We start from the raw sequence: 10662 nt of genomic DNA on the forward strand, positions 1-10662 counted from the left end.
ACATGGATATCCAAAAGAGTTTCGAGCAAAGAGAAACCGGTACGTTATATGTTGTCCCGACACCAATTGGAAATTTAGAGGATATGACTTTTCGTGCAATAAATACGTTAAAAAATGTTTCATTAATTGCAGCTGAAGATACCCGACATACAAAAAATCTACTACGTCATTTTAATATCAATACACCTCTTATTAGTTATCATGAGCATAATAAAAACGCACGTGAACAAATGTTGCTTCAACATCTTAAAGATAAGGAAGACATCGCCATCGTCAGTGATGCTGGGATGCCGGCTATATCTGACCCGGGGCATGACATTGTTCAAGCTGCAATAAAAGAACATATATCTGTCGTCGTTCTCCCTGGAGCAAACGCAGCGCTCTGTGCTCTGGTTGGCTCAGGACTTTCAACAAATCAATTTACATTTTATGGATTTCTCCCAAGAAAGAAAAAAGAGAAACAGGCTGAGCTTGAACGTCTTCGCGATTATGCAACGACTTTGATTTTCTATGAATCGCCTTTTCGTGTCAAACAGACGGTGAAAGTAATCCAAGATGTATTCGACGAATCACATCACATTGTTTTAGCGCGTGAATTAACGAAACGATTTGAAGAATATACACGTGGGACCGTTCGTGAGGTCCTGGAATGGATTGAAACGCAAGAATTAAAAGGTGAGTATTGCATTATTGTAGAAAAAGGTCAGGCGAAAGATGAACAGTTGTCTTTATGGTGGAGTAATTTAACGATTCAACAACATGTCGATCACTATGTTAGAGAGGGATTTTCGACAAAAGAAGCCATTAAACATGCTGCTTCTGATAGGCAATTACCGAAACGGACGATTTATCAAGCGTATCATAATTGAAGATAATAAAACGCTTGTATCTAACGAAGAAACAAGCGTTTTTATTTTATGTTATTTTTGAGCGTCTTTTTTGGCGAAACTGGTTTGTATTTCTTTGATTAACAGTTCTGCACCTTCTGGGCTGAGAACGAGATTCCCTCCCGCAATAGAAATATTTCGGTCGGATACTTTTCCAGTAACATGACAAGCCATCTCTGGTTGATACTTTTTGAGTACAATATGATCACCATCTAAATAAATTTCAACTTGATCCTTCACATTAATTCCAAGAGATCGGCGAATGTCAATTGGAATAACAATTCTGCCAAGTTCATCTACTTTTCGTACGACACCAATTGATTTCATTTTCAATCTTCCCCTCCATAGGTAATCAGAAATAAATTCGTACTGTTTGAACTAGCCTCATGTCATCCATCGTTAATCAATATTCACGAATGATAAATGCAAATATTTAAAAAATTAACACGATGACGAAGGGTATCCATTTCCTTTCACTTTCTGCCTTTAAATGGATTTCTGCTCATTTTGTTTGGAAAATTATAGGAAGCATTAACTATATTATACAGCTAATAAAAACAAGGAAGCAAGTATATCATTTGTTATAAGGGCAAAAAATAATTTGACATTATGGACTGTTAATGGAAATCTTGAAATAAAATCGCTACAATAGGATTAATACGGATTTATGTAAATAAACCGAGGAGGAAAGAAAATGTCGGAAAACAAACAAACATTTTACATTACGACACCGATTTATTATCCAAGTGATAAATTACATATAGGACATGCCTATACAACCACGGCTGGTGATGCGATGGCACGTTATAAACGAATGCGTGGATTTGACGTCATGTATTTAACAGGCACGGATGAACATGGTCAGAAAATTCAACGTACAGCCGAAGAAAAAGGTATGAAACCAAAAGAATATGTTGATGGTATTGTAAAGTCTATTAAAGAGCTATGGAAAAAACTTGAGATCACACATGATGACTTTATTCGTACGACTGATGAACATCATAAAGTAGCCGTTCAGAAAATCTTCGACCATCTTGTTAAACAAGGGGATATTTACTTAGATGAATATGAAGGATGGTATTGTACACCTTGTGAATCGTTTTTTACAGAAAGACAATTAGAAGAAGGTAAATGTCCGGACTGCCACCGTGGCGTTGAAAAGGTAAAAGAAAAATCTTATTTCTTTAAAATGAGTAAATATGCCGATCGTTTAATTCAATATTATGAAGATCATCCAGAGTTTATTCAGCCCGAAAGTCGTAAAAACGAAATGTTAAACAACTTCTTAAAACCTGGCTTAGAAGATTTAGCCGTATCACGGACAACATTTGATTGGGGCATTAAAGTACCAAATGATCCGAAACATGTTGTTTACGTATGGATCGATGCTTTAACGAACTATATTACAGCATTAGGCTATACAACTGATAACGATGAAAAGTATCAAAAGTATTGGCCGGCTGATGTTCATCTTATCGGTAAAGAAATTGTTCGTTTCCATACAATCTATTGGCCAATTATTTTAATGGCACTTGACTTACCATTACCTAAGAAAGTGTATGCCCACGGTTGGATATTAATGAAAGACGGTAAAATGTCTAAATCTAAAGGGAATGTGATTGATCCTGTTAAACTGATTGATCGTTATGGTCTCGATGCTTTACGTTACTATTTACTCCGAGAGATTCCATTTGGTCATGACGGTGTATTTACGCCAGAAAACTTTGTTGAACGTGTAAACTATGATTTAGCCAATGATTTTGGAAACTTACTAAATCGAACAGTTGCGATGATTGATAAATACTTCTCAGGAATTATCCCACCTTATCAAAAAGGCGAAACAGCAGTTGATCAAGACCTTGAATCTGTTGTTAATGACACGGTGGAAAAAGTAGAGCAAGCGATGGATAAAATGCAATTTCATGTCGCCCTTTCTGAAATATGGCAGTTAATTAGCCGTACAAATAAGTATATTGATGAAAACGAGCCTTGGGTCTTAGCTAAAGATGAAGCGAAAAAGGATCGCCTAGGTAATGTGATGGCTCATCTAGCTGATTCTTTAAGAATTGTTGCAGTTATGTTACAACCATTTTTAATTAATTCGACGGCTGGTATTTTCACTCAACTCGGCTTAACAGATGATCGTTATAAAGCATGGGATACAATCTATGAACAAGGTATTATTCCAGAAGGAACAAGGGTTAAGAAAGGTGAGCAACTCTTCCCACGCCTAGATATGGAAGAGGAAGTGGAGCAGATTGTTGCTATGATGGGCGGTTCCAAAGCAGAACCACAAGAAGAAAAAGAAGAAAAGCCTGAAATAACGTTTGACGAATTTGTAAAATTGGACTTACGTGTTGCCGAAGTTCTTAAATGTGAAAAAGTAAAAGGAGCAGATAAATTACTGAAGTTCCAGCTCGACCTTGGAACAGAGACACGGCAAGTTATTTCTGGTATTGCTGAATATTATAAACCAGAACAATTAATTGGGGAAAAGGTCGTTTGTGTGACAAACTTAAAACCTGTTAAATTACGTGGTGAATGGTCAGAAGGAATGATTTTATCAGGAGAAGATGAAACAACTGGAAAACTTTCACTAGTATCTGTTGCTTCATCACTACCAAATGGCTCAGTTGTAAAATAATTAGAAAAGTTAAGGTCAATCTCTTTCAAGGAGATTGACCTTAACTTTAATAAAGGAGTATTTTTATGTTATTTGATACACATGTTCATTTAAATGCACATCAATTTAAGGAAGATCGTCATGAAGTGATTACACGGGCCCATGATGCAGGGGTCAAGTATATGAATGTGGTCGGATTTGATCGTGAAACAATCGAATTAGCACTTGAAATCGTTAATCAATATGAAAACATGTATGCCTCTGTTGGCTGGCATCCTGTTGATGCAATTGATATGACGGAAGCAGATTTAAAGTGGATTGAAACATTAAGTGCACACCCGAGAGTAGTTGCTTTAGGAGAAATGGGACTTGATTATCATTGGGATAAATCTCCCAAGAACGTTCAAAAAGATGTATTCCGCCAGCAAATCCAACTTGCTAAGCATGTCAACATGCCAATCATTATTCATAACCGTGAGGCAACTGAAGATGTGCTTCAGATTTTGGCAGAGGAAAACGCGAAAGAGATTGGTGGTATTATGCACTGTTATAGTGATACGACTGAATATGTCCCTAAAATCTTAGATATGAATTTTCATATCTCTTTAGGTGGTCCAGTAACATTTAAAAATGCAGTTAATCCGAAAGAAGTTGCTAAAATCGTTCCATTAGACCGCTTGCTAATTGAAACAGATGCCCCTTATTTAGCACCACACCCAAATCGTGGTAAACGTAATGAACCGGCATATGTCACATTAGTTGCTGAGAAAATTGCTCAGTTGCGGGGGATTTCGGTGAAAGAGGTCGCTGAAATCACAACAAAAAATGCCTTTTCACTGTTTAAAATTAATAAAAGTAAGCTTGAAATGGAATAAAAAGGAATTTATTTTTTCAGTTATTCCAAGGAAAATTGGAAAATAGCCCACACATTTTAATCTCAATAATTTTCAGACTACTTGTTTTGATATTGATACCATTGACTTGAACGGCTGATCAAATATCAAATCAAAGGTTCATTCCTGTTTGTAATCTAAATGTAACTTATTCGTAATCGGAATAACTTTGACTTTGCATTTGCCCCTTTATATAATCAATCACGAATCAAGGAGGCAAGATGCATGCGAAACTTTTCAAAGCTATTTCCATCTGCAAAATTAAGGCCATTGGTTTCAACAATTGGTGTTATCGCACTAACGTTGTTTTCAGTCGTGGTTCTTTACGAAACATCAAAAGTGGAAGTAGTATTTGCCGATAATGGCAAAAATCAAACAATCAAAACACATGCTAATACAATACAAGATTTACTAGAAGAAATTGGAATTATAGTTGGAGAACATGATGAACTATCACATGATATAAACGCAACAGTAGAAAATGGAATGGAAATTGCCTATACACGAGCAAAGGTAGTCAAAGTGACCGTTGATGATGTTGAGAAACAATATTATACGGTACATGAAACAGTGGGCGATTTTCTAGAAGCAGAAGGACTTGAAGTTTCAGAACATGATGATTTATCCCATCAAGCAAATGATAAGATCGTTGAGAATATGACAATCAATCTAAAGAAAGCATTTCAAGTCAAAGTAAAAGATGGGAAGAAAAAATCAAAGCATGTGATGACAACTGGTGGTACAGTCAAAGATGTCCTAGCACAAGCAAATATTTCCTTTGACCCGAAAAGTGATGATAAAATCAATCACAAACTAAATAAAACGGTTACTGAAGAGATGACGATTAAAGTGACACGTGTTGACATTCAAACAGTTGAAAAAGAAGAAGTGATTGATTTTAAAACTGTTAGAAAAGAAGATGATACTCTTGAAAAAGGAAAAGAAGAAGTATCAGAAGAGGGGAAAAAGGGAATCCTTCAGAAGAAGATTAAAATTACGAAAGAAAATGGTAAAACTGTCGATAAAAAGATCATAAGTGAAAAGGTTAAAGAAGAACCAGTCGATCGTGTCGTTAAGGTTGGAACAAAAGAACCTTTAAAAATTGTTAAAACAAATGGTTCAAAACCGAAAGCGACTTTAGTAACTAAGACTAACACTAAGACACAGGCAAAACCATCTCAAAGTGATAAAAAGTCTGGAAAAGTTTATTACATGGATGCGAGTGCTTATACAGCACAATGTAATGGTTGCTCAGGTTACACAGCAACAGGAATTAATTTAAAGGCTAATCCGCACATCAAAGTGGTCGCTGTTGATCCGAGCATTATTCCATTAGGTTCTACTGTATGGGTCCAAGGTTACGGGAAAGCAATTGCAGGAGATACAGGTGGTTCGATTAGAGGCCATCGTATCGATTTACATTTCCCTAATAAAAAGGCGGCCTATGCATTTGGCAGAAAAAAAGTAAAAGTAATTGTTCTTGATTAATTATTAAGTGAAAACAATGCTCTTACCATGCTATTATGGTAAGAGCATTGTTTTATTTATAGAAGGTGAAAAACTTGCAACTTAAAGAAATTATTGTCGTTGAAGGAAAAGACGATACAGTCAAAGTCAACCAAGCGGTCCAAGCAGATACGATCGAAACAAATGGTTCTGCGATTAATGATGCTATATTAGAAGCTATTCGCCATGCCCAAGAAAAGCGTGGTGTAATCATATTTACTGATCCGGATTATCCGGGAAAACGGATTCGCCATATTATTGATCAAGCTGTTCCAGGGTGTAAACATGCCTTTCTTTCAAGAGAACAAGCTCAAGCGAAACATCCAAAGAACAAAAGCCTTGGAATCGAACATGCATCTATTGAAGATATTCAAGAGGCTTTACGGCATGTCTATGAATTAACTGAAACAAATACACCCATTTTTGATCAACAAGATTTACTAGAATATGGACTAATCGGTGGTAAAGGAGCTAACAAACGTCGTAAACGCCTTGGAGAAATTTTAAAAATTGGGCATGTTAATGGGAAGCAGCTCCTAAAACGCTTATCGATGTTTCAAATCACCAAAGCAGAAGTCGAACAAGCTTTACGGGATATAGAAAGGGAAGAAAAAGCTGATGCCGAATAAAAAATATATCGCAACACCGACAAAAACAAATGAGATTTTACAAAAATACGCCTTCGCCTTTAAAAAAAGTTTAGGACAAAACTTTTTAGTTGATGTCAATATACTCGATCAAATTATTTATCATGCGGGTATTGATGATACGACAGGGGTAATTGAAATTGGTCCAGGTATTGGTGCATTAACGGAACAGTTGGCTATTCATGCAGGTCAAGTTGTTGCTTTAGAAATTGATCAACGTCTTATTCCTATTTTAAATGACACATTAGCCAACTATCATAATGTTCATATAGTGCATGAAGATGTTCTAAAAGCGGATTTAAAGGCAATCATAAGTCAGTATTTTCAAGAAGAACAAACGATACAAATTGTTGCTAATTTGCCGTATTATATTACAACACCGATTCTAATGAAATTATTAAGAGAAGATTTACCGATTTCACAAATAACCGTCATGATTCAAAAAGAAGTAGCTGAACGAATGGCTGCTGTACCACAGACGAAAAGTTATGGCTCCTTAACGATTGCCGTTCAATATTACACAGAAGCAGATATTGTCATGTCTGTTCCAAAAACGGTATTTATGCCACAACCAAATGTGGAATCAAGTATTTTACAATTAACAAAGAGAGAAAAGCCACCTGTTGATGTTCTTAATGAAGATTTCTTTTTTGAAATTGTCCAAGCAAGTTTTGCCCAAAGGCGGAAGACATTGCGTAATAACTTGACAACAAAATTTAAAGGGACGCTTACAAAAGAGGCTATCACAAATGTACTAGAAACAATCGAGATTGATGGTTCCAGACGTGGAGAAACTTTATCAATTGAAGAATTTGCCTTATTGGCGAATGCTTTTTATAAAGAAATATAAGTGTAGGAAGCTATTCTATTTGTTAAAATATCATGGATAGCTTCCTTATTTTTATATAAATCGAATTCCTCGGAAAGTAATGATATATTGACTGCATTGGTTGGATTCCTTTTGTTGGCATGGTCATGCATATTCTTTCAGCTGTTTTCCTTATGATCGATGCGACAAAGCCTGACAATAAAAAAGTTGATACAGTCATGTAAGTGATATAGATAGGGCATGATGTTTAAAATGCTCTATCTTTTTAAGTACATAAAAAAACAATCTCGCATAGGCTATGATATAGATCATATGTCAATGATGAGGTGGAAGGATGAATGCAAAAAGTAGGTTCTCAATAGGAGATCTCGTGACGAGAAAATCGTATGGTAATGATGTGTTGTTTCGAATAGCTTCACTGAAAGATGAGGAGGGCTCCTTACACGGAGAAGAGATTCGGTTAATTGCAGATGCTCCTTTAACAGATTTAGTTCATACAGAAGAACGCGAACTAAAGAAACACCGAAAAAAGGCTAAAGAAAAAGTAGAAAACTCATATCGATTATTTAAGCAAGATTATTTGTTAATGAAAGAAAAACGTGATTATATGGCAAGTGACAGTTACAAGCAAGTAGATTTTTTTCAAATACCACCACGTGTGCTCCATATCGATGGGGATCCCATATATTTAAAAAAGTGTATTAATCTCTACGAACGACTTGGTCTTCAAGTACATGGACTCCACCTACTAGAAAAAGATATGCCATTTCAAATCCCTGAACTTATAAACAAAATTCAACCTCATATTATGACGATAACTGGCCATGATTCTTTTTCAAGGCATAAGGGAGATAAAAATGACTTGCGTGCTTATCGAAATTCCAAATACTTTGTAGAAGCGGTACGAGAAGCACGTAAAGTCATTCCTTCTTTAGATCAACTTGTTATCTTTGCAGGTGCTTGTCAATCTCATTTTGAATCGCTTATTCGTGCAGGAGCAAATTTTGCTAGTTCACCTTCGAGAATTAATATACATGCTTTAGATCCAGTATATATTGTTGCTAAAGTGGCATATACATCATTTATGGATAAGATTAATGTGTGGGATGTCTTACGCAATACATTATCGGGTGAAAAAGGATTAGGTGGAATTGAAACAAAGGGACTTCTCAGAACTGGTATGCCCTATATCCAATCAGAGAAAGATTAAACCATGATGTATGATTTTTTCATACATAGAATGTTAACAATTAGCCATACTAATAACAAAATAATAGATTTATCTATTGCACCACTAAGCATTTGTTTGTTATAATATAATATTTTATTTGACTTTTTTGTGTAGCTGTGTTATATTATGTATAGTGAGGTGGAGTGTAGTGGCAAAAACATTACTCGAAATCAAGCGTGGTTTAGAAAATAAGATTGGAGAACCGTTACGCTTAAAAGCAAATGGCGGTAGAAGAAGAACAATCGAACGCAACGGCGTTTTAGCGGAAATTTATCCATCTGTTTTCGTTGTAGAGCTAGATCAAGATGAGAACGCTTTTGAGCGTGTTTCATATAGCTATGCCGATGTGTTAACAGAAACAGTAGAGTTGTTTTTTGATGATAAAGCAGTTGCAGAGTAGTGGATCGACTTACTACTCTTTTTTTTGTTTAAAAATCAATTGGTTATGTTTAACATGAATATGCTTTCATTCACTAGCCAAACTAAACATGTCGTAACATACTCTTTATTATAAAAGGGAGGGTCTTTCACATGGCACGACGTGGAATCATGTCGAACGAGTTGAAAGAGGAAATAGCGAAAGAGTTAGGATTTTACGACACGGTTCAAAAGGAAGGCTGGGGCGGAATTAAGGCGCGTGATGCAGGGAACATGGTAAAGCGAGCAATCCAAATAGCTGAGGAAAGTATGAAAAAAGGCAGACCCTAGGTGGTCTGCCTTTTTTCATAAAGATGGTCGCTTGTAATAAATCATTATGGTACAATTTTAATACGATAAAAGAAGGTGACCTAACTTAATGGCTATTTATGAAAAAGCACCTGCAAAGCTTAATCTTTCACTAGATATTATAAAAAAACGTGATGACGGTTATCATGATGTGGAAATGGTCATGACCACAATTGATTTATATGATCGTATAGAGTTAACTCCATTAAGAAACAATCAAATTGAGGTTACATTATGGAGTCAGTTTGTACCAAATGATGAGCGGAATTTAGCCTATCAAGCGGCCAAAGTATTTAAGGAAAAATATAATATTAATAAAGGTGTTCATATTAAAATTGATAAATGTATACCAGTTAGTGCCGGACTTGGTGGTGGAAGTGCAGATGCAGCTGCTGTTCTACGTGGTTTGAATCGCTTATGGAATGTTAATGTGTCGATGGCAGAATTAGCTCATCTAGGGGCGACGATAAGTTCTGATGTATCTTTTTGTGTATACGGCAAAACGGCTGTTGCAAGAGGTCGTGGTGAAAAAATTGAGCCACTACCTGATCCTCCACCGTGTTGGGTCATTTTAGCAAAGCCTGATATTGGTGTATCGACTCGAACGGTGTTTCAACAAATCGAATTAGAAAAGCTTCATCATCCGAATACGGAAGATGTTATTCATGCTTTACATACAGGTGATTTTATAAAGATGTGTCAGCATTTAGGTAATGCGCTAGAAGATATAACGATGCGAATGTACCCAGAAGTGAAACGATTAAAAGAAAAAATGATAAAAGCAGGTGCTACAGGTGTATTAATGAGTGGCAGTGGTCCAACCATTTATGGCTTGGTAGAACAAGAAAGAAAGGCTAAACGTATCTATAATGGCATGCGGGGATTTTGTAAGGATGTTTTTCTCGTGCGAATTTTTAGTTAAGGTCTGTCCTAATCATTAAATGGGGCGACCTTTTTATCGCTTTTAAGCGAGAAGAGTTCCACTTCAAACTGACCTTAAAGCTGCAAGTGATGGATAAGTCAATTTGTTAATCTTGCTGAAACACGTACAATAATGATATATTTGAAGATATCATTCGGATTTATTATGAGGTGTGTGTATGAAAAGAGAAGAGCGAATTGTAGGTATGGTTAATTTTTTCCTGGAGAACCCTCGTAAACTCAAGCGATTAGCTTTTTTCGCTGAGCAATTTAATTCAGGTAAAACGACAATTAGTGAAGATATCAATATCATCGATGACATATTTATGAAACAGGGGATTGGTTATATAAAACGTGTCATTGGCCCAACTGGTGGGGTTATGTTTGTTCCAGTTGTTT

At 36.0% G+C, this 10662-nt stretch carries 11 protein-coding genes and 1 pseudogene; 11 read left to right on the forward strand and 1 reads right to left on the reverse strand.

The window, feature by feature from the left end:
• Window positions 1-2 precede the first annotated feature (2 nt).
• Window positions 3-869 carry a 16S rRNA (cytidine(1402)-2'-O)-methyltransferase gene (gene rsmI, locus VIG73_RS01075; RefSeq protein WP_331638491.1) on the forward strand — a complete coding sequence of 289 codons (867 nt, stop codon included), beginning with the start codon at window positions 3-5 and terminating at the stop codon, window positions 867-869.
• 51 nt (window positions 870-920) lie between these two features.
• On the opposite strand, the gene VIG73_RS01080 is transcribed toward rsmI, so the two are convergent.
• The gene (locus VIG73_RS01080) at window positions 921-1214 is read right to left on the reverse strand and encodes an AbrB/MazE/SpoVT family DNA-binding domain-containing protein (RefSeq protein ID WP_331638529.1); all 294 of its coding nucleotides are present in this window, start codon (window positions 1212-1214) and stop codon (window positions 921-923) included.
• A gap of 367 nt (window positions 1215-1581) precedes the next feature.
• On the opposite strand from VIG73_RS01080, the gene metG reads away from it, so the two are divergent.
• The 10 genes and pseudogenes from metG to VIG73_RS01130 form a co-directional block, all read left to right on the forward strand.
• Window positions 1582-3531 carry a methionine--tRNA ligase gene (gene metG, locus VIG73_RS01085; RefSeq protein ID WP_331638494.1) on the forward strand — a complete coding sequence of 650 codons (1950 nt, stop codon included), beginning with the start codon at window positions 1582-1584 and terminating at the stop codon, window positions 3529-3531.
• Window positions 3532-3596: 65 nt separating this feature from the next.
• A complete protein-coding gene (locus tag VIG73_RS01090) occupies window positions 3597-4385 on the forward strand; it encodes a TatD family hydrolase (RefSeq protein WP_331638496.1) in 789 nt (262 codons plus the stop codon).
• Window positions 4386-4628: 243 nt separating this feature from the next.
• A complete protein-coding gene (locus VIG73_RS01095) occupies window positions 4629-5891 on the forward strand; it encodes a ubiquitin-like domain-containing protein (protein ID WP_331638498.1) in 1263 nt (420 codons plus the stop codon).
• Window positions 5892-5965: 74 nt separating this feature from the next.
• Complete coding sequence (rnmV, locus tag VIG73_RS01100) at window positions 5966-6538, forward strand: ribonuclease M5 (protein ID WP_331638500.1); 573 nt, start codon at window positions 5966-5968, stop codon at window positions 6536-6538.
• Entirely contained in the window at window positions 6528-7406 is an 879-nt protein-coding gene (gene rsmA, locus VIG73_RS01105; RefSeq protein ID WP_331638503.1) for a 16S rRNA (adenine(1518)-N(6)/adenine(1519)-N(6))-dimethyltransferase RsmA, read from the forward strand. The genes rnmV and rsmA overlap by 11 nt, the downstream gene beginning before the upstream one ends.
• Before the next feature lie 313 nt (window positions 7407-7719).
• A complete protein-coding gene (yabG, locus tag VIG73_RS01110; protein WP_331638505.1) occupies window positions 7720-8595 on the forward strand; it encodes a sporulation peptidase YabG in 876 nt (291 codons plus the stop codon).
• Window positions 8596-8764: 169 nt separating this feature from the next.
• Window positions 8765-9016 carry a biofilm formation stimulator Veg gene (gene veg, locus VIG73_RS01115; RefSeq protein WP_331638507.1) on the forward strand — a complete coding sequence of 84 codons (252 nt, stop codon included), beginning with the start codon at window positions 8765-8767 and terminating at the stop codon, window positions 9014-9016.
• A gap of 131 nt (window positions 9017-9147) precedes the next feature.
• Window positions 9148-9324, forward strand: a complete 177-nt coding sequence (locus VIG73_RS01120; protein WP_331638509.1) for a small, acid-soluble spore protein, alpha/beta type — start codon at window positions 9148-9150, stop codon at window positions 9322-9324.
• 88 nt (window positions 9325-9412) lie between these two features.
• Window positions 9413-10264 carry a 4-(cytidine 5'-diphospho)-2-C-methyl-D-erythritol kinase gene (gene ispE, locus VIG73_RS01125; protein ID WP_331638511.1) on the forward strand — a complete coding sequence of 284 codons (852 nt, stop codon included), beginning with the start codon at window positions 9413-9415 and terminating at the stop codon, window positions 10262-10264.
• A 178-nt stretch (window positions 10265-10442) separates the two neighbouring features.
• A pseudogene (locus tag VIG73_RS01130) lies at window positions 10443-10662 on the forward strand (pur operon repressor); the annotation flags it as partial.

Source organism: Cerasibacillus sp. (genome assembly GCF_036516575.1).
Classification (GTDB): domain Bacteria; phylum Bacillota; class Bacilli; order Bacillales; family Amphibacillaceae; genus Cerasibacillus.